General features: G+C 64.4%; 14 protein-coding genes. 9 read left to right on the top strand and 5 right to left on the bottom strand.

The genetic code is table 11. From position 1 onward, the window contains the following. Positions 1–109: 109 nt before the first annotated feature. Both C8348_RS16035 and C8348_RS16030 read right to left on the bottom strand, forming a co-directional pair. Positions 110–2,197, bottom strand: coding sequence for a sensor histidine kinase (locus C8348_RS16035; RefSeq protein ID WP_106754374.1), 2,088 nt, complete (start codon positions 2,195–2,197; stop codon positions 110–112). Beyond that, positions 2,194–2,949 carry a response regulator transcription factor gene (locus C8348_RS16030; RefSeq protein WP_106754373.1) on the bottom strand — a complete coding sequence of 252 codons (756 nt, stop codon included), beginning with the start codon at positions 2,947–2,949 and terminating at the stop codon, positions 2,194–2,196. Before C8348_RS16030 ends, C8348_RS16035 begins: the two co-directional genes overlap by 4 nt. Before the next feature lie 224 nt (positions 2,950–3,173). Between C8348_RS16030 and C8348_RS16025 the strand changes: the two genes are divergently transcribed. The 5 genes from C8348_RS16025 to C8348_RS16005 all read left to right on the top strand — a co-directional run bounded on the left by C8348_RS16025 (position 3,174) and on the right by C8348_RS16005 (position 9,595). Then, positions 3,174–4,187 carry an ABC transporter substrate-binding protein gene (locus tag C8348_RS16025; protein WP_106754372.1) on the top strand — a complete coding sequence of 338 codons (1,014 nt, stop codon included), beginning with the start codon at positions 3,174–3,176 and terminating at the stop codon, positions 4,185–4,187. Between the two features lie 183 nt (positions 4,188–4,370). Beyond that, positions 4,371–5,402: an ABC transporter substrate-binding protein gene (locus C8348_RS16020; protein WP_106754371.1), complete on the top strand. Its 1,032-nt coding sequence runs from the start codon at positions 4,371–4,373 to the stop codon at positions 5,400–5,402. A gap of 76 nt (positions 5,403–5,478) precedes the next feature. Further along, positions 5,479–7,710, top strand: a complete 2,232-nt coding sequence (locus tag C8348_RS16015) for an ABC transporter permease (RefSeq protein WP_106754420.1) — start codon at positions 5,479–5,481, stop codon at positions 7,708–7,710. After that, positions 7,707–8,768: an ABC transporter ATP-binding protein gene (locus tag C8348_RS16010; protein ID WP_106754370.1), complete on the top strand. Its 1,062-nt coding sequence runs from the start codon at positions 7,707–7,709 to the stop codon at positions 8,766–8,768. The genes C8348_RS16015 and C8348_RS16010 overlap by 4 nt, the downstream gene beginning before the upstream one ends. Before the next feature lie 20 nt (positions 8,769–8,788). Further along, positions 8,789–9,595: an inositol monophosphatase family protein gene (locus C8348_RS16005; RefSeq protein ID WP_106754369.1), complete on the top strand. Its 807-nt coding sequence runs from the start codon at positions 8,789–8,791 to the stop codon at positions 9,593–9,595. Positions 9,596–9,729: 134 nt separating this feature from the next. On the opposite strand, the gene C8348_RS16000 is transcribed toward C8348_RS16005, so the two are convergent. Beyond that, positions 9,730–11,769, bottom strand: a complete 2,040-nt coding sequence (locus C8348_RS16000; protein WP_425270828.1) for a bifunctional aldolase/short-chain dehydrogenase — start codon at positions 11,767–11,769, stop codon at positions 9,730–9,732. A 133-nt stretch (positions 11,770–11,902) separates the two neighbouring features. Here C8348_RS16000 and C8348_RS15995 point away from each other — a divergent pair, with 133 nt between their 5' ends. After that, the gene (locus C8348_RS15995; protein WP_106754367.1) at positions 11,903–12,868 is read left to right on the top strand and encodes a sugar-binding transcriptional regulator; all 966 of its coding nucleotides are present in this window, start codon (positions 11,903–11,905) and stop codon (positions 12,866–12,868) included. A gap of 343 nt (positions 12,869–13,211) precedes the next feature. Here C8348_RS15995 and mtnA read toward each other — a convergent pair whose 3' ends face one another. Together mtnA and mtnK are read right to left on the bottom strand one after the other, a co-directional pair. Further along, a complete protein-coding gene (mtnA, locus tag C8348_RS15990) occupies positions 13,212–14,309 on the bottom strand; it encodes an S-methyl-5-thioribose-1-phosphate isomerase (RefSeq protein WP_106754366.1) in 1,098 nt (365 codons plus the stop codon). Continuing rightward, positions 14,306–15,571, bottom strand: a complete 1,266-nt coding sequence (gene mtnK / locus C8348_RS15985) for an S-methyl-5-thioribose kinase (RefSeq protein WP_106754365.1) — start codon at positions 15,569–15,571, stop codon at positions 14,306–14,308. The genes mtnA and mtnK overlap by 4 nt, the downstream gene beginning before the upstream one ends. 160 nt (positions 15,572–15,731) lie before the next feature. Here mtnK and C8348_RS15980 point away from each other — a divergent pair, with 160 nt between their 5' ends. From C8348_RS15980 to C8348_RS15970, 3 genes are read left to right on the top strand one after another with little or no spacing between them, the layout of a single operon-like run. Then, the gene (locus tag C8348_RS15980) at positions 15,732–17,243 is read left to right on the top strand and encodes a sugar ABC transporter ATP-binding protein (protein WP_208983790.1); all 1,512 of its coding nucleotides are present in this window, start codon (positions 15,732–15,734) and stop codon (positions 17,241–17,243) included. Position 17,244: 1 nt separating this feature from the next. After that, positions 17,245–18,264, top strand: coding sequence for an ABC transporter permease (locus C8348_RS15975; protein ID WP_106754364.1), 1,020 nt, complete (start codon positions 17,245–17,247; stop codon positions 18,262–18,264). Between the two features lie 33 nt (positions 18,265–18,297). Then, entirely contained in the window at positions 18,298–19,335 is a 1,038-nt protein-coding gene (locus tag C8348_RS15970) for a substrate-binding domain-containing protein (protein ID WP_106754363.1), read from the top strand. Positions 19,336–19,657: the final 322 nt, after the last annotated feature.

Raw genomic sequence — 19,657 nt, 5'->3', positions numbered from 1 at the left:
TCCCGTCGCTCGGTCCACCCGGCTTGCGCCGGCGTCCCCGACAATCTAGCGCAAGCTATGCTGCCGCCTAGTGACGCGCGACACAGGGCCGATCACACCTGCGGGAGCATCAGATGGCGAGCGGGAAAACCAGTTCGACCGTCGTGCCGCGATCCGGTGCAGAAAAGATGCGGGCATCGCCGCCGCTCTGGCGCATGAAGCCATAGACCACGGCAAGGCCAAGGCCAGCGCCGCCTTCACCGGGACGGGTGGTAAAATAGGGTTCGAAGGCCTTGTCCACCTCCTCGGCGGTCATGCCCTTTCCGTCATCCGTGACCGATATGACCAGATCTGCATCATCCTGACGGCAGCGGAGACTTATTGTCCCGCCGTCGGGACAGGCCGCTGCCGCATTCAGGCACAGGTTCAGGATGGACTGCTCGAAAGGAGCTGGATCGATCATGGCGGGGGGCAAAGGGCCGCTGTCGATCAACTGGATGCTGCAGCGGGATCCAACCGCGATCTCGAGGACATCGATCATGCCGCGCAGCACACCGGGGACGTCATGGGGGCCTGGATTGATTGGCTGCTGGCTCCCGACGGACAGCATGCTCATGGCAAGGGACCGCCCGCGATCGGCGGCCTTGCGGATCCGTGCGATGTGCCGCTTCTGGCGCTCACTGAAGGTCTCGTCGCGCTCAAGCAGCCCAAGACTGCCGGTAATGATGCCGATCATGTTGCCGACCTCATGGCTGACCTGGTGGGTCATGCGCATGATGCCATCAAGTCTCTGTGCCTTCGCGGTCTCCGCTTCACGGCGGTCCATGTCCGTAATGTCGCGGGCGAGAAGGATTACCCCGCCATCGCTCTGTCGGGACAGGGACAGCTCGGTCACCAGACCATCATCGCTGCGATGGCGCAGGGCCGTGGTCCCTGAAAGCAGGCCGGTATCATCGCCATCCGGGAGCAAGGCAGCGTCGATTTCCGGAATCCCTGCCACAAAGCGGCGAAGCGGCAGCTTGCGCGCCGATCCCTTGTGTCCGACCAGTTCGATGACACGCCGGTTCATCGTCACCGGAGTGCCTGTTGCATCAAAAATCGCGATACCCTCATTCATGCTCCGGAAGGTCGAGCGGATGGTGCGGGCGGCGGCTTCTGCCGTCCTGCGCAGGCGTGTCACGCGGTCGACACTGTCCCGGAAGGCGCGGAATGCGTCGAGCAACTGCACCAGCTCGCTCTCATTGCCCCTGTAGTCCGGTGGGCCGATGTCCTTCTGTCCCTTGGCCAGAGCATTCATGCCATGCGACAGGGTGACAATGCCGCGCGACACGCGCATGACCGACCGGATCGACAAAAAAGCTAGGACCATGACCAGCAATGTTGCGATCGCCACCAGCGCCAGCAACCGTTCCAGTGTCCGCGTCGTCGAACGGAATGCGTCGTTCAGGTCGCGTGTGACAAGTTCCGTTTCAGCCTCGGATGCTTCCGAGAGTTCCCGGGCCACCGTGTTGAGCCGCGCGACAGACGAGCGGATGGCAAACATCTCGAGCAGGTAATCCGTCTGCGCCTCAAACACCCGCTCATACGGGAGCAGTTTCGAGCCCGGCAGTGATGGGGGACCAGCTTCCAGTGCGGGGGGCGTTGTCTCGGCGACAAAGCGGCGCCGCAGTTCTCCAAGCTGGAACAAGCTGTCAGAGGTCGATGCCGACTGGGCCAACGCATTCAGCCGCCGCCGCAGATCGGCATTGGCGATGCCATCGCCGAGGGCCACCTCGCTCAGGGCCGAGGCAGCCCTCGCCTTGTGCGACTGGGCAAGGTCTGCCTTGCCGGCAAGATCGAGCGTATCCAGACGGATCGTGGCCAACAGGCCGGCAATCGCGCTTTCTCCGGCGCTGCGGCCGGATGCGGCCGTTCCAAGGGTGGCCAGCAGCGTATCGACCTGGACCACCAGCGCCCGGCTCTTGCTGGAGACGCGATAAGGCGACGTTGCGTTCATCAGGAAAGGGGCACTGGACACCAGATCGGAGACCTGACGCGACACCAGAGCTGCCTTGGCGAGACTGGAATAGGCAGCAAGACCGTTGGCGGCCATTTCATCGCGCGCCCGCGACAGGCCAAAGATCGAGATAGCAGAAAGACTTATGACAAGTGCGCAGATGAACGCGATGGCAAAGGGGAGCCGGAATGCGATGGAGCGCAGGAAAGGCCGGCTGATCACGAAGCTGCCTCGCCGTGGCCCGTGCTCAGGATGTAGCCTTTGCCGCGCCGTGTCTTGATGTGGCTGGGCAGATCGGGGTTGCGCTCGATCTTGCGCCGCAGGCGCAGCACCAGAACATCGACGTTTCGATCGATATGGCGGTCCGTTTCAGCGCCCAGACGCTCCAGGATCTGCGCACGGCTGACCGGCTGGTTTGGCGTTGCTGCCAGAATCTCCAGCAGCGAAAACTCTGCCGTCGTCAGCGTCCGGCTCGGGTCCGCACGGCACACGGCACGCCGGTTCCTGAGGTCAATGGCCCAGTCGCCCAGGATCATGCCACCGGCGACCACGCCCGTCGCCTCGACCTGGCGATCAGGATCTCGCTCAGCCTTGAGGGCCGGAACTGTCCGGCGCAGCACGGCCTTGATCCGCGCAGTCAGCTCGATCGGTTCGAACGGTTTGACGACATAGTCGTCTGCCGCCGTTTCCAGCCCCAGCACCCGATCAGCAGCGCTGCCGGCGGCGGTCACCATGACAATGCCGACATCGGTTTCTGCGCGCAGGCGCTGGGCAAAGGCCCGGCCCGATGTGCCCGGCAGATTGTGATCGACCAGCACAAGCTCTATCCGCTCGCGCTCAAGCACAAGCCTTGCGTCTTCTGCCGATGCGGCACAGACGGGTGTCCATCCCTCCGCTTCGACGAGATCCGCAATCAGCTCGGCCATATCCGGATCGTCCTCCACGATCAGGATCCTAACCTTCTGTGTCTGCACTCCTCCGTCCTCCCGCCGATATCATATGCATGCTTGCGAGAGGGTGCAAAGCATTGGTTTTTCTTGCGAATGTAATATTTGTAATGTTTGTAAGGGCTGTCATTCATTCGCGCCCCTGGTGCAACATCGGTAACCATTCTTCCGTTGTCCGCCGCTGCAGTTCTGCCATTCTGGTGCCAGTCGCTGGAGAGGAAAAGCGGTCTGGGGGGACAAACGTGAGAGCCATGAGCGCCTTTGGCGCCGGGTTGGCCATATGGCTGCTTGGCGCGGGCATGTGTCATTCTGCTGCCGTGCTCAACGTCCTTTGCGGCGTAGACGAAGCCTGGTGCGCAGCCATGCAAGCTGCCTATGAGCAGCAGTCCGGCCGCAAGATCGACATGATGCGCAAGAGCACCGGAGAGATCCTGGACGAGATCCGCGCTGGGCGTGGGGATCCGGTGGTTGATGTCTGGTGGGGCGGGACCGGCGACACGCATCTCCAGGCTGCGGCAGAAGGCTTGCTGGCGCCCTACACGCCGGACAACGCCGCAGATCTTCTTCCATGGGCGCGCAACTTCCACAGCCTGTCAGGTGGGCAGTCGATTGGCGTCTATGCCGGCGCTCTTGGCTTTGCCTATAATCAGGATCTGCTGGCTGCTCGGGGGCTTCCCGCACCAACTTGCTGGAACGACCTCACCAATCCTGCCTATCGCGGCCTGATCCAGATCGCCAACCCCAGTTCGTCTGGCACGGCCTTCACCGCGCTTGCGACACTCATTCAGCTTTTCGGTGAGGACGAGGCCTTTGCCTATCTCGGGCGGCTCGATCGCAACATCGCCGAATACACGAAGTCCGGCGCGGCGCCAGTCAAGGCAGCTGCGCGCGGGGAGACGCTGATCGGCATCTCCTTCATCCATGACGCTGTGACCCAGAAGCAGGCGGGTTCCCCGCTGGTCATCGTCGCCCCCTGCGAGGGAACGGGCTACGAGATCGGTGCCGTCAGCCTGGTGAGGGGGGCTCGTCATCTGGAGGAAGCTCAGCGCTTTGTTGCGTTTGCTCTCAGTCCCGAGGGGCAGGCAACAGGCGCGGCAGCCGGTCAGAACCAGGTCCCCGCCAACGCAAGGGCCGCCCTCCCGCTCGCCGCGCCGGACATCTCGCTCATTCGCATGGTGGATTATGACTTTGCAACTTTCGGCTCGCCCGACCAGCGCAGCCGGTTGCTCCGGCGCTTTGCCAATGAGATCCGCCTGATCAACTGAGACTGTCGCCATCAGCGTCAGTCAGCCCGATCCAAAGCCACCCCGATCAACGGGCCGCACCCTTTGCGGCACCGAACGGACGAAGCTTGTCCGTTGGTGCCGCCAACCAGACCGCATCAGCGGCAACAGGCCCTGAGTGGGCCGCCAGACGAAGAACCGGATCCATCCGGAGGAGGAAACGACATGACATCGAAATCGATTGCCACCCTGATCGCCGCAGCCGCCGGCTCCCTGATGGCAGCCAGCGCAGCCGAGGCAGCCGGGGAACTCAACCTGATCTGCTCGGCCGATGTGGTCATTTGTGAGCAGATGTTGGGTGACTTCGAAAAGGCCCATGACGTGAAGGTCAATATGGTTCGCCTGTCGTCGGGCGAGACCTACGCCAAGGTCCGGGCTGAAGCGCGCAATCCGAAGACGGACATCTGGTGGGGCGGTACGGGTGACCCGCATCTGCAGGCCGCTTCTGAAAACCTGACGCTGGAATACAAGTCGCCGATGCTCGACCAGTTGAACAGCTGGGCTGTGAAGCAGGCAGAGAGCGCTGGACATCGCACAGTCGGTATCTATGCCGGCGCGCTGGGCTGGGGCTACAACACTGAGCTCTTCGCCAAGAAGGGCTTGAAAGATCCAGCATGCTGGGCGGATTTGCTGGCGCCCGAGCTGAAGGGCGAGATCCAGATCGCTAACCCGAATTCATCCGGCACGGCCTATACCGCCCTGGCCTCACTGGTGCAGATCATGGGCGAAGACAAGGCTTTCGAGTACCTCAAGAGCCTCAACGCCAACGTCTCCCAGTACACCAAGTCCGGCTCGGCTCCGGTGAAGGCCGCCGCGCGCGGCGAGGCAGGTCTGGGCATTGTCTTCATGCATGACGCTGTCGCCCAGACGGCCGAGGGCTTCCCCGTCAAATCCGTCGCCCCGTGCGAAGGCACTGGCTACGAGATCGGCTCCATGTCGATCATCAAGGGCGCGCGCAATCTCGATAATGCCAAGCTCTGGTACGACTGGGCGCTGAAGCCCGAGGTGCAGTCCCGCATGAAGGATGCCAAGTCCTTCCAGCTGCCGTCCAACAAGTCGGCCGAGATCCCGAAAGAAGCTCCGCGCTTCGAGGACATCAAGCTGATCGACTACGACTTCAAGACCTACGGCGACCCGGCCAAGCGCAAGGCGCTGCTGGAGCGCTGGGATCGCGAGATCGGCGCAATCGCCAACTGAGCTCACACGCGATGATGGCATCCGGGGCCCCGCCCCGGATGTCTCCTTCCAGAAAAAAATGAAGAACGGGCTGGCGATGCTGGGTGGCAAACGACGATTGGACTTGCTTTTGGGGCTGGGTGCCCTGGGGCTTACGCTGGTGCCCTGGTACCGGGTGGAGGGCGGCTTCTTCGGCCTTGGCTGGCTGTCGGGGTTCCCCGGTACGCGTGACCTCGCGCCGGGGCTGATGCAGATGACGGCAGAAGGACGGCCCTGGCTTGCCGTCGTACTTGCGCTGTTCCTGTTTGGTGCTTCGGCTCGTCTTGTTGCGGATCCGGCGCGGCGCGGCCTCATCCTCGCGGTGGCCGGCGGGCTCGGCCTGTTTTTCATGGCGCTGCAGGGCCTCGCCATCGGCTTTACCGGCTGGACCTGGACCATCAGCGAAACCCTGTTCGGCATGCTTTCCGAAGGTCAGCCCTCGATGGGGGCTGGCGCCGTCTTGCTGTCGGTCGTCTTCGCGCTGTTCTTTGCCTTCGGCATGGCTGACCGAGGCGCAATGAAGGGTGACGGGTTCACCACCGGCTCCATCTCGATGCTGGTGTTCCTCGTCACCGTCTTCGTCTTCTATCCCATTGGCAGCATGTTCGTTGGCTCGGTGCAGGACTTCGACGGCTCCTTCCGCCCCGACGGCTTCATTCGCAACATCCAGGATGGATCGATCTGGAGCCTTGCCTGTCTGACCGGAGAAGGGCGCTGCGGCGTGGCGGTCCGTACGCTCTGGCTTGCCATCATGACGGGTCTTGGCTCGACCCTCCTTGGTCTTGCCTTTGCGCTGGTCGCCACACGCACACGGTTTCCCTACAAGAAGGGACTGCGGCTGATCACCATCCTGCCGATCATCACGCCGCCCTTCGTCATCGGCCTCGCCCTGACGCTCTTGTTCGGCCGTGCGGGCGTGGTGACGGAAGGGCTGTCCGCCCTGTTCGGCATCGAGCCGGGCCGCTGGCTCTATGGGCTCACCGGCATCTGGATCGCGCAGGTCCTGTCCTTCACGCCAATTGCCTTCCTTGTCCTCATCGGTGTCGTCGAGGGCGTCAGCCCGTCGCTGGAGGAGGCGTCGCAGACCCTTCGCGCTGACCGCTGGCGCACCTTCTGGCGCGTCTCGCTGCCCCTGATGAAGCCGGGTCTCGCCAATGCCTTCCTGATCGGCTTCATCGAAAGCATGGCCGATTTCGGCAATCCGCTGGTGTTGGGCGGCAGTCACGGCGTGCTCTCGACCGAGATCTTCTTCGCGGTGGTGGGATCGCAAAATGATCCCTCACGCGCGGCCGTGCTCGCAATCATCCTGCTCTGCTTCACCCTGTCGGCGTTTCTGGCGCAGCGGCTGTGGCTCTCGGGCAAGAACTACGCGACGGTGACCGGAAAAGGCGACAGCGGCGCGCACATCGCGCTGCCGCGCAGTGTCTCGATCGCCGTGCATGCGGTCGTGATCCCGTGGATCGGCTTTACGCTGGTGGTCTACTGCATGATCATCTTCGGTGGCTTCGTGACCACCTGGGGCCTCGACAATTCCCTGACACTCAAACATTACGCCCGGGCCTTTTCTGTCGGGTTTGAAAACGGCGCCCTTGTCTGGACCGGTGTCGCCTGGAACTCCTTCTGGACGACCATGGAGATTGCACTGATCTCCGCGCCGCTGACCGCTGCTGTCGGCCTCCTCACGGCGTACATCATCGTGCGTCAGAAGTTCGCTGGACAGAATGTGTTCGAGTTCGCGCTGATGATGAGCTTTGCCATCCCCGGCACGGTCATCGGCATCAGCTACATCATGGCCTTCAACCTGCCGCCGCTAGAAATGACCGGCTCGGCGTTGATCCTCATCGCCTGCTTCGTTTTCCGCAACATGCCGGTCGGTGTGCGCGGCGGCATCGCGGCCATGAGCCAGCTCGACAAAAGCCTTGATGAAGCCTCGCTGACGCTAAGGGCAACCAGCCTGCGCACCCTGCGCAAGGTCATCCTGCCGCTTCTCCGTCCGGCGATAACGGCAGCGCTGGTCTATTCCTTCGTCCGGGCGATCACGTCCATCAGCGCCGTGATCTTCCTCGTCAGCGCCGAATACAACATGGCCACGTCCTACATCGTCGGGCTGGTCGAGAACGGCGAGTATGGTGTCGCCATCGCCTATTCCTCGATGCTGATCTTCGTGATGATCACCATCATCGCCGGCTTCCAGTTTCTCGTAGGCGAGCGCCGCCTGCGCCGTGAGAACCGCGTTGCCGGTCAGGCCCGCGCCGCCGGCCCCCGTCTTTCCCAGGAGAAAACTGCATGACCACCCACAAGCCCGGTTCCGTGGTCTTTGAACACGTGCGCAAGGACTTCGGCACTTTTACCGCCATTCCGGATCTGTCGCTCACCATCGAGCCCGGGACACTGGTCACGCTTCTGGGGCCTTCGGGCTGCGGCAAGACGACCACCCTGCGCATGCTCGCAGGCCTCGAGCATCCAACCTCTGGCCGGATCCTGATTGGCGGCAAGGACGTGACCATGCTGCCGGCGCATTCCCGCGATGTGTCCATGGTGTTCCAGTCCTACGCGCTGTTCCCGCATATGAGCGCGTTGGAGAACGTCGCTTATGGCCTGGAGTCCTCAGGCCTGAAGGGCAGGGAAGCCAGGGAAAAGGCCGAGGACGGTCTGGCTCAGGTCGGTCTTGCCGGCATGGGCCACCGCTTGCCTGCCGAGCTGTCGGGCGGGCAGCAGCAGCGTGTCGCGGTTGCCCGCGCGCTGGTGCTCGAACCTCAAGTCCTGCTGCTTGATGAGCCGCTATCGAACCTTGACGCGCGCTTGCGACGCAAGGTCCGAACCGAGATCCGCGAGCTGCAGCAGCGGCTCGGCTTCACCGCCGTCTACGTCACGCACGACCAGGACGAGGCGCTGGCGGTTTCCGACACGATCATCGTGATGAAAGATGGCGTCATTGCCCAGTCCGGTGCACCGCGCGACCTCTACGAGACCCCGGCCTCCACCTTCATCGCCGACTTCATGGGCGAGGCGAATGTGGTTCCCTGCGAGGTGCTGCGGGTGGAGGGGGCTGACGCCACCATCCGCCTCGGCTCGGTCGAACACCGTGTGCCCGGCGGGCGGGTGCGGCCTGGCAAGGCGCAGCTTGCCATTCGTCCCGGCGCGATCCGGGTTGCTCCGACCGGACAGGCAGGATTGCCCGGCCAGATCAGGTCCTCGGCCTATCTTGGCGATCATGTCGAGTATGAAGTGGAGACCGAGATCGGGCCGCTCTTTGTCACTGACTACGAAGCAACCCAGCCGCTTCCGCCGCAAACCCTCGTCGCAGTCGCGTTACGTGATCGCGGTATTGCTCTGATCTCTGCCTGACCTACGGAAACATTCCTCTCATGACCCCTTATCAGACTGGCGATCCCATCGCTGATCGCCTGGCGCTGGCCACCGACATCGCTGGTGCAGCCGCTGCCGTTGCACTCGACTATTTCAATCGTCGCGACACGCTTGTCATCGAGACCAAGCGCGATCTTCAGGACGTTGTTTCCATCGCTGATCGCAACGTGGAACAGCTTATCCGCGATCGCGTCGCGGCGTACCTGCCCAAGGACGGGTTCCTGGGTGAAGAGTTTGGTCTGACCGAAGGCAGTTCGGGCTTTACGTGGATCGTTGATCCGATCGACGGCACGGCCCCCTTCGTCAACGGCATGCCAAGCTGGTGCGTGTCGATTGCCGCCATTCGCGATGGCGAGCCTGTCATCGGCGTCATTGCCGTGCCGTGTACGGGTGAAGTCTACGCAGCTGCAAAGGGCATGGGCGCGACACTGGACGGGCGCACGCTGAAACTTGATCCGGCGCGAACCGTGCAGAACGGCCTGACCGGCATCGGCAGCAACAGCTATGTCACGCCGGAGCGGGTTGGCGAGATCTTCACCGGTCTGTTGCGCATGGGTGGCAACCCGATCCGCAACGGCTCTGGTGCCCTGATGCTGGCCTATGTCGCAGCTGGAAAGCTTGTTGGCTACTACGAGCCATACATGCACGCCTGGGACTGCATGGCGGGCTACTGTCTCATTCAGGAGGCAGGTGGATCAGTTCTTCCGTTCCCGGCCGTGGGCGAGTCCCTGCGCAAGGGCGCGCCGGTTCTCGCGGCTGGCCCCGGCGCGCGGGATGATCTCTGGAAGCTCGCCGGGATCTCCTGACCGGCCTTCAGGAATGAGCTTTGCGGTGTATGGCCGCGAAGATCATTCCTATTTACTGACGTCATCCCCGCACAAGGCGGGGATGACTGCTGTGCTTGTGGCTCCGAAAAGGCGGCGTTCGCCCCGCCCTGACCTCACCGCAGCGCAGCCTCGATGTTGCCGCCGTCGACAGTCATGACATGCGCCGTGGTGCGCTCGGCGCGGGCAAGCGCGAGGAAGGCCTCGCCGACATGCACCGCCTCGACTTCCTTGCGCAGCAGGTTGCCGCCCATGTAGGTCGCCTCGTCGATGTTGCGGGCAGAGGAGCGGGCGGCGATCATCTCCGGGGTCAGCAGACCCGAGCGGATGCGGTCGGCATTGATGCCGTTGACGCGGATGCCTTCGCCGCCGAGTTCCAGCGCGAGCTGGCGCAGGAGGAAGAAGGTCGCTGCCTTGGGCAGGCCATAGGCGGCAAAGCCCTTGCCCGGATTGACCGCCTGCTTGGAGACGTTGAACAGGATCTGCCCCCCGCGTCCCTGACGGCGGAACACGGCCACGGCTGACTGCGCAAAGGCCTGATGGGCAAAGAAGTTCAGCTCGAAGCTCGCCCGCAGGGTTTCATCGGCCAGCGTTGCCACGTCCCCCGTCATGGCCGCGCCGGCGTTGGAGATGAGAATGTCGAGACCGCCGAAGCGGGCGGCACAAGCCTCCACTGCGCTGGCCGTCGCCCCCTTTGCCGTGATGTCGCAGGCGTGGCCGGCATGGTCGCGGCCGAGGCTGGAGAGGGCTGTGTCGAGGGCGTCCTGATCCCTGTCAACCAGGAACAGCGTCGCCCCGGCTGCCGCAAAGACCTTGGCGGTGGCCAGACCGATGGCACCGGCGCCGCCCGTCACCAGCACGACCTGCCCCTGCAGCGCGGGCTTGGCGCCATTGCCGAGCTTGGCCTGTTCCAGCGACCAGTATTCCATGTCGAACAGGTCGGCCTCGCGGATCGGATGGAACCCGCCGCGCGCCTCGCCATCCGCCATGACGCGCTGCGTCTGCTCGCCGATGTCGGCGGCAATGCGGGCCGCCGTTGCGTTCGCGCCCATGCCGGCAAGGCCGATCCCTTCGATCCAGGCGAGGTTCGGCACCGGCGACAGCATGGTCTTGGCCCCGCCGAAGCGCGGCGCATTGCGCTCGAAATAGGCGATGTAGTCTGCCACGAACCGGCCCACCACCGCACTGATCGCCTCCGGCCCCCGCGCGACGTCGGCGCGGGTGAGATGCAGCGGATGGCCCTTGGTGCGGATCACGTGATCCGGAGTGGCAACGCCGCGCGTGGCCAGTGACGCCAGGTCCTTGCGCTCCAGGAAGTCCAGCACCGCGTCGCCGTCGCGCAGGTCGAAGACCGGCATCGCCGCGCCTTCGGGCAGGTGGCTGGCAATGGCACCGCGCAGCGTGGCAAGTGTTTCGGCGACGCTGGCCGTCTGCGGCCGCGTCACGGCCACCAGCTTGCCCGGGCGGCGGCTGGCCAGCCACTCTTCGACCAGGTTGGTGTGCTCGATGATCTTGTCATAGGACGCCTTGGCCGTCGGCCCCCAGGCGAAATGGCCGTGGTTGACGAGCAGCAGTCCCTCGATCCCCGGATGGGCCTCATAGGTCTCGGCCGCAAGCTTGGCGAGCGCGAAGCCCGGCATGACATAGGGCACCAGCGCCAGCTTGCTGCCGAAGATCTCGCGGGTCGCTTCCGCCACTTCCGGCAAGTTGGCGAGCGTCAGGAAGGCGGTGGCGTGGGTGTGGTCGACATAGGTGTGCGGGATGTAGGCGTGCAGCAGCGTTTCCACGGACGGATTGGGTGCGGTCGAATCCATCAGGTTGGAGCGCTGGATGTTGACCATGTCCTCGTCGGAGAGGGCCGCCAGCTCGCGCAGCCGCATCAGCGGGGCCATGCGCACGGCCGGCAGGCCAGCAGCCTTGATCGTCTCCAGATCCCAGCCCGAGCCCTTGATGTGGATGACGTCCAGCTCCTCGCCGAAGATGTCGCGCGCCTTCAGCTTGACCGAGGTGTTGCCACCGCCATGCATGACCAGATCCGGGTCCATGCCGATGAGACGGGAGGTGTAGACGCGCAGCGCCAGTTCGCGCGCAGCCGGGTCCTGACCGGCCGCACCCTGAAAGGCCACCGCTTCGCTGTCTTGCCACCGGTTTGCGATCATTCCTATCCTCCCGTACATGATCCCCGCGCAAGCATCTGCCTCTTGGCACGTGGCGCTTGGATCAGCTTGATCTTCGGCAGCTTTTATACAAAAGTCAGAACATGCTGTCATAAATAAAATGGTGGGGCGAATGGCGGGTGTGAAGCGGCGGACGACGGGACAGATCAGCGGCGAGAACGTGGTGATCGAGGTGGCCTGGATGTATTACCACGAGGGCCTGAACCAGAAGGAGATCGCCGACCGGCTGGGCATCTCGCGCGCCACCGTCGTCAACTACCTGCAGGATGCGCGCGAGCGCGGGATCATCCGTATCTCGCTCAATTCCGATGCCTTCACGCGGCACCGGCTGGCGGTCGATCTCTGCGGCCGTTTCGGCCTGACGGCGGCCTATGTCATCCCGGACGAGGGCGCCGATGACGAGACCACCTTCCAGCGCGTCGTGCGCGGGGCGGCGGAATGGCTGCCGAAGCTGCTGGAAAAGGGCGACCGCCTCGGCGTTGCCTGGGGCCGCACCATCTATGAATTGGCGCGGGTGAGTGATGATACCCGCATCGAGGATCTCACGGTGCTGCAACTCGTCGGCTCGATGGCGACGCCCTATGGCTTCACGGCGGAAGCCTGCTCCACCCGCCTCGCCCAGCGTCTTGGCGCGCTCTGCCTCAACCTGCATGCGCCGGCCGTCCTCACCAATGGCGACATCGCGGCGCAACTGCGGGCCGAGCCGATCATCCGCGACCAGCTGGCGCGCCTGCTCACTTGCAACAAGTTTCTCTATTCCGTGGGAACCTGCGAGCCCTCCAGCCACATCGTCGGTTCCGGCGTGGCAACACTCACCGAGCTGGACTGGTACATCGCGCAAGGGGCGACGGCGGTCCTGTGCGGCCGCTTCATCGATGCGGACGGCAAGCCCATTCCGGGGCCGCTCGACGCCCGGGTCATCGGTATTCCCGTCGACCGGCTGGCCGGGCTGGACATGGGCATCCTGGTCACCCCCGGCCTCGACAAGGTCGACGCCACCCGCGCCGCCATCCGCGGCGGCTACGCCACCCACATCGTCACCAGCGTCGGCGTCGCGGAGGCGTTGCTGGCGGAGTAGGGTGATCTGCAGCCTTGCCAGACCCGTCGTGGCCTAAGTGGTTCGATCGTGCGAACACGGGATTGGTAGAGACGACCCTCAGCTGTCACCCCGGACGCAGCGAAGCGGAGATCCGGGGCCTACTCGTTCGCAGAGCGGTGATCTGCTGCCGCTTCCGGCTCAGCGAACATCGTCCGACTGTTCTTGGGCAGTGCGAACCAACCAGGGCTCTGCAAGCGAGTGGGCCCCGGCTCGCGCTGCGCTTGGCCGGGGTGACACGGAGCAAGGTCGGGGCATCAATGAAGATTTGACAGCTGGCCAAGCCCCGGCCGTCTGGCCGGGGCTTTCCTTTTCGCAAACTGCGTCAGCGTCGACATGCCCGGTCCGGGAACATGGCCGCGAGGCCTTCCGTTGTTGCCGGGCAGATGCCGCGTTCGGTGATGAGGCCGGTGACGAGTTCGGCCGGCGTCACGTCGAAGGCCGGGTTGCGGGCCGGTGTGCCGGTCGGCGAGATCTGCACCGACAGGATGCGCCCGTCTTCGCTGCGGCCCTGCACGTGGGTCACTTCCACGCCGCTGCGCTCCTCGATCGGGATCTCCTTCACGCCGTCGACGACGGTCCAGTCGATGGTCGGGGAGGGCAGGGCAACATAGAAGGGCACGCCATTGGCCTTGGCGGCCAGCGCCTTCAGATAGGTGCCGATCTTGTTGCAGACATCGCCGCGCGCCGTGGTGCGGTCGGTGCCGACGATGACGAGATCGACCTCGCCATGCTGCATCAAATGGCCGCCGGCGTTGTCGACGATGAGGTCATGCGACACGCCGTGGCTGTTCAGTTCCCAGCTGGTCAGCTGGGCGCCCTGGTTGCGCGGCCGCGTCTCGTCAACAAAAACATGGATGTCGATGCCGTCCTCGACCGCGTGATAGATCGGCGAGGTGGCGGTGCCCCAGTCCACGGTGGCCGGCCAGCCGGCGTTGCAGTGGGTGAGCACGTTGACGCGCTTGCCGCCTTTCCGGCGCGAGATGTCGCGGATGATCTCGAGCCCGTTGAGGCCGATCTGTCGGTTCATCTCCACGTCCTCGTCGCTGATTGCGGCCGCGCGGGCAAAGGCGGCCGCAGCACGGTCCGCCGGGCTCAGCGGCTTCAGCACCTTCATCATCTCGTCCAGCGCCCAGCGCAGGTTGATGGCGGTGGGGCGGGTCTCGTTGAGAATGTCATAGGTCTCGCCAAGCGAAGCGTCGGACGGATCCGCCGCCATCTGCACCGCAACGCCATAGGCCGCCGTTGCGCCGATCAGCGGCGCGCCGCGCACCCACATGTCGCGGATGGCAACGGCGAATTCCGCCCGGTTGGTCAGCGGCACGATCCTGAGGTCATGCGGCAGCCAGCGCTGGTCGATGATGTGGATCTCGCCCGACGGCTCGCGCCAGATCGAGCGGTAATGGGTGCCGTCGATTTTCATAGGTAATCCTCTCCGTTGATCTTGCGCGCCAGATCCAGAACCTCGGCCATGGAGGTGATCTCTGCCCGGTCGACGGCCAGCACGCGGCCAAGCATCAGGCCCCTGGCCTCGCAGGCGGCGCGCAGCGCCTCGTCCTCGATGCGGTCATATTCGGCGATGTGGGCGAGCCCCAGCGTGCGGCGGTGCATCTCGATGCCGCAAAAGCCCAGCGTGTCGCGCCAGATGGCGGCCAGCCGCTCCAGACGCGCCTTCTCGGCGGCAAGCGCGTGGCCCTGATCCTCGAACAGGCTCGCCTGATAGAGGATGCCGCTGCGCTCCGTCCGCCACAGCCGGGTGAACTCGGCACTGAAATGGCTCCAGATCGCGTCGACGACGGACAGGATCCATTCCTTGTACTGCGCGCGGGCGCCGGGGGCCTCGGCGTGGCCGTCCTGGGCGAAATAGGCCATCAGGAAGTTGGCGATCAGCATGCCGATGTCGAAGCCCATCGGGCCATAGGTGGCAAACTCCGGATCGATCACCCGGGTCTGGCTGTCCGAAACCATCACCGAGCCGGTGTGCAGGTCACCATGCAGCAGTGTCTCGGCGTTGTTGGCAAAGGCCATCTTCAGATGCTGCGCGGTGATCTTCAGGTCCGTGTCGGCCCTGAGCATGGCCACCACCGGATCCAGCGCCGGGGTGTGGCGGTTGAGCGGGGCGGCGAAATAGGGATCGGAGAAGACGAGGTTCTCGGTGATGTCGCAGAGCTCGACATTGCCGGCAAACAGCGCCAGATCCGCCTTGCGCCGGGCGGTCGGCATCGACAGGTCCGAGCCCCGGAACAGGGTGCGGGCGCAGAATTCGCCGAGCACCTTGCCGAGATCGGGATGCATCCGCCCCTCCATCAAGCTCTTGCGCAGGATGACGTGCGGGGTCAGGAACTCCATCACGATCAGCGCCTGCGCCTCGTCGAAATGATAGATCTCCGGCACGCTGCCGGGATCGCGTTCCGCCTGACGGATCAGGGCGTTGTACTCGAAGAAGGCGCGCTTCAGCGGCAGCGGCCAGCTTTCCCCGACGAGGCGCACGTAAGGCAGGGCCTGCTTGATGATCAGGCTGCCGTCCGGGCCATCGATGATGAAGACGAGGTTCAGGTTGCCGTCACCGACTTCCCGCACGGACCACCGTGCCGGATCGCCCGTGCGCTCGCGGATGGCGGGAATGCTGCCCAGCCGGTCGGCGAGGGTCGCTGGCTCCAGGGCCTTGTAGGTGCTGTCCGTCACAGGTCTCCTCCCTTGTGCGACTTGCGTGATATGTCATTGCGGACGGGCCGCGTGAGTGTTTGATGCGATGCAGGAAATCGGCTTCCAATGCAATTGTCAAATCATATTGACATATGAAAGCTTCCGGACGTAGCCTGTTCCCAGTGGAGGAGAATACTCTGTGAGTGATCAGGCAATCCGCCTGGCTGGCCTGTGCAAAGCATTTGGCCGGAACCAGGTGCTGCGCGGGGTCGATCTGGACCTGTCCGGTGGGCAGGTAACCGTTCTGATGGGAGCGAACGGGGCCGGAAAATCGACGCTCGTGAAGATCTTGTGCGGGGTGCATGCGGCCGACAGCGGCAGCGTGACCCTGGCTGGCCAGCCCTTCAAGCCCGAGACGCCGTCCGAGGCGCTCAGGGCCGGTATCGTCACGGTCCATCAAAACATCAATGACGGCGTCGTGCCGGATCTGGATGTGGCCTCCAACCTGCTGCTGGACGGTCTGGCCAGCGGTGGCGGTGTCTTCCTGAATGGCCGCAAGATGCGGGCCCGGGCGCGCGAGATCGCTGCAGCCGTCGGGCTCACCATTGACGTCAGCCGTCCAGTTGCCGGCCTGTCACTGGCGGATCGGCAGCTGGTCTCCATCGCCCGCGCCATGGCACATCAGCCGCGCCTTCTGATCCTGGACGAGCCGACCTCGTCGCTGTCCGCCGCCGAAGCCTCGCGCCTGTTCGATCTCATCGATAGCCTGCGCGCCCGGGGCGTCGCCATTCTCTACATCTCGCACCGCATGTCCGATATTCGCCGTCTCGCCGACCGGATCGTGTCGATGCGCGATGGCCGCATTTCCGGTGTCTTTGAAGGTCCGGAACTCGACTATTCCGGTGCCGTGCGGGCAATGCTCGGTCACGAGATCACCGAGGTCGACATCACCATCCCTCAGCCCGGTCTGCCCGTGCTCGAGGTGCGGGATCTGGTGCTGCGGCCGGGGGCGCGGCCGTTCTCCCTGACCTGCCACGCCAATGAGGTCGTGGCGATCACGGGTCTTGTCGGCGCCGGAAAATCGGAGTTTGCCGCCGTGCTGTTCGGCACCGGGGAGGCCGTCTCTGGCGAGGTCCGGCTGGATGGCAAGCCGCATCGCCCGGCCAGTCCCCGCGCAGCCATTGATGCCGGCGTGTTCCTGTCGCCGAAGGACCGGCCAGTCAACGCGGTCGTGGCCGACTTCGACATCCTGCGCAATCTGACGCTGCCGTTCCTGAGGCGCCACAGCACGGCCCAGTTCGTGCGCGGCGCGTCCGAGCTGGCCACGACCCGGCGGATGATTTCCGAGATGGGCGTCGTCTGCCAGTCGCCCACCGACGGCATCGGCACCCTGTCGGGCGGCAACCAGCAGAAGGTGATGGTTGCCCGCTGGATGGCCGAGGCCTCGCGGCTCCTGTTGCTCGATGAGCCGTTCCAGGGTGTCGACATCCAGGCAAGGCGCGACATCGGCCACAAGATCCGCGAAACCGCCGCCACCCGCGCCACCATCGTCTTCGTCGCCGAACTGGACGAAGCGCTGGAGATTGCCGACCGGGTGCTGGTGATGAGCGAACACTCCATCGTTGGCGAGCACCGCAACGAAAACATCGACGTCTCCGCGATCATGGCCCAGGTGGTCGATGCATCGCTTCCGAGCGCAGCAGGACAGTAAGATGCAGAGTGGTTCCCTGAACGCGATTGATCTCGCCATCAAATATGGCTTCCTGGCCCTGATGGTCGGACTGATCGCCTATTTCGGCGTGATGGCGGAAGGGTTTCTTTCACCGCACAGCGCCGTCTTCATCCTGCAGTCGGTGGCGATCACGGGCATCCTGGCGCTCGGCGTCACCGCCACGCTGGTCGTCGGCGGCTTCGACCTGTCGATCGGTGCGGTGGCAACCTCGTCCCTGATGCTGTCCGCCTATGCCATGGTCGTCTGGCAGCTGGATGCTGCCTCCGCCGTGGCGCTGTGTCTCGCCATGGGTCTTCTTGTCGGCCTCGTGAACGGCATTCTCATCGTCAAGATGAAGGTGCCGGACCTTCTGGCGACACTCGGCATGATGTTCCTGCTCGTCGGCCTGCAGCGCATTCCGACCGAGGGGCGTTCCATCTCCACCGGCATGAGCCTTCCAGACGGCACCACGGCGAGCGGCGTCTTCTCGGAAGGCTTCCTGATGCTGGGTCGCCACCGGCTCGACTTCATCCTGCCCAATCTCGTTCCGCTCTCGGTGGTGTTTCTCGTGCTCATTGCCATCGGCGTCTGGGTGTTCCTGGAACTGACCCGTCATGGCCGGCTGATGTATGCCATCGGCTCCAACGCCAAGGCGGCCGGTCTCGCCGGGGCCAATGTCAACGGCTACAAGATCGCCGCCTACATGATCTCCGGCACGCTCGCCTCCTTTGGCGGCGTGCTGCTGGCCGCCCGTCTCGGTCGCGGCGACGTTGCCTCGGGCAACAACCTGCTGCTCGATTCCGTCGCGGCGGCGCTCATCGGCTTTGCCGTGCTCGGCGCGTCCAAGCCGAATGCTTTCGGCACGGCCATCGGTGCGCTCTTCGTCGGTATCCTGCTGCAGGGCCTGACGATGATGAATGCGCCTTACTACACCCAGGACTTCATCAAGGGCGGCGTGCTTGTCATCGCCCTTGTCTTCACTTTCGCGCTGTCCGGCCGAGGGGGACGGGCGCGCGGCTGACGTGGACTATATAAAACAGCAACGGGAGGAATCATGATTACCAGACGTCTCTTCACGGCCCTTGCCGCCACGGTGGCGATGGTCCCGGGTCTCGCCTTTGCCGCCGAGATGCCGAAGCCCTTCGACAAGCCAGCCGAGGTCAAGATCGCGCTGGTGCGCTATCTCTCCACCGGCGATTTCTTCCAGGCCTATCTGTCCGGCGTCGAGAAGCAGGCTGCCGCGCTTGGCGTTGACCTGCGCGTCTTGGACAGCCGCCAGGATGCGGCGCTGCAGGCCGACATGGTCGATCAGGCGATTGCTCTGGGCGTTGACGGCATCATCATCCAGCACGGCCTTACCGAGTCCATGCAGGCCGCCGCGCAGCGCGCTGTCGATGCCGGCATCAAGGTCGTCGCCTTCGATGTGAATGTCGAGAACCCGCAGATCCCGCAGATCGAGCAGTCCGACCGCGACCTTTCCCGTCTCGCGCTGGAGCAGGCGATTGCCGACAACGGCACCACCTGGACCGCCGGCTATGTCTACGTTCCGGGCATTGCCCCGCTGGACCGCCGCGACGAGACCTGGAAGGCTGTCAAGGCGGCAAACCCGGGCATCAAGCAGGTCGCCGAATTCGGCACGCTCGACAACCCGATTGCCAACTCGGTCGCCAACCAGGCCCGTTCGGTGCTGTCGGCCAACCCGGGTATCAACGTTGTCTTCGCCCCTTACGACGAATTCGCCAAGGGCGTGAAGATCGCCGTCGATGAAGCCGGCATGTCCGGTCAGGTCTCGATCTACTCGGCGGACGTGTCCACCTCGGACATCGCCGCCATGCGTGAGGCGGGCTCCGCCTGGAAGGCCACTGCCGCCACCAACCCGGCCGTCGTGGGCGAGGTCTCCGTCCGCGCGCTCGCACAGCTTCTCGCCGGTGAAGATCCGGGCCGCAGCGTCATCGTGCCGCCGACCCTGATCACCCAGAAGATGCTCAACGAACTCGACATCAAGAACATGGAAGAACTGGGCGCCAAGCTGCCCGCCTTCGCCCATGCCGACGTCGCCGTACCGGCCTGGATGCCCCTGCCGAAGCGCTGATCGCAGGTCAGGCTGATAGAAATAAAGCCGGAGCGGGTAACTGCTCCGGCTTTTTGCTGCAGATGAACTCTCGGACGGCCCTTTATCCCTCCGGGTCACCCCGGCCAAGCGCAGCGCCGAGCCGGGGCCCACTCGCTTCCAGAGCGGTGATGAGGGCAATGCCGCGCGTTCGACGGAAGTCGCTGTCGCAGTGGCCTTTTAAGTGCCGCAAGCACGTCGTCGGCTCTGGAAACGAGTAGGCCCCGTATCTCCGCTTTGCTGCGTCCGGGGTGACACCAGCGAGCCATCCAAACACAAGAAAGCCGGAATGGTCACCCACCCC

This window comes from Pannonibacter carbonis (assembly GCF_003012935.1).
GTDB lineage: Bacteria > Pseudomonadota > Alphaproteobacteria > Rhizobiales > Stappiaceae > Pannonibacter > Pannonibacter carbonis.
Note: the sequence above shows the minus strand (reverse complement) of the source record. Positions and strands in the feature narration are given on the sequence as shown.

Coding starts and splice junctions, on each gene's coding strand:
- C8348_RS16010 (WP_106754370.1), top strand. CDS start 7,707: ATGACCACCCACAAGCCCGGTTCCGTGGTCTTTGAACACGTGCGCAAG.
- C8348_RS16015 (WP_106754420.1), top strand. CDS start 5,479: ATGCTGGGTGGCAAACGACGATTGGACTTGCTTTTGGGGCTGGGTGCC.
- C8348_RS15970 (WP_106754363.1), top strand. CDS start 18,298: ATGATTACCAGACGTCTCTTCACGGCCCTTGCCGCCACGGTGGCGATG.
- mtnA (WP_106754366.1), bottom strand. CDS start 14,309: ATGAAAATCGACGGCACCCATTACCGCTCGATCTGGCGCGAGCCGTCG.
- C8348_RS15995 (WP_106754367.1), top strand. CDS start 11,903: ATGGCGGGTGTGAAGCGGCGGACGACGGGACAGATCAGCGGCGAGAAC.
- C8348_RS15975 (WP_106754364.1), top strand. CDS start 17,245: ATGCAGAGTGGTTCCCTGAACGCGATTGATCTCGCCATCAAATATGGC.
- C8348_RS16025 (WP_106754372.1), top strand. CDS start 3,174: ATGAGCGCCTTTGGCGCCGGGTTGGCCATATGGCTGCTTGGCGCGGGC.
- C8348_RS16020 (WP_106754371.1), top strand. CDS start 4,371: ATGACATCGAAATCGATTGCCACCCTGATCGCCGCAGCCGCCGGCTCC.
- C8348_RS16005 (WP_106754369.1), top strand. CDS start 8,789: ATGACCCCTTATCAGACTGGCGATCCCATCGCTGATCGCCTGGCGCTG.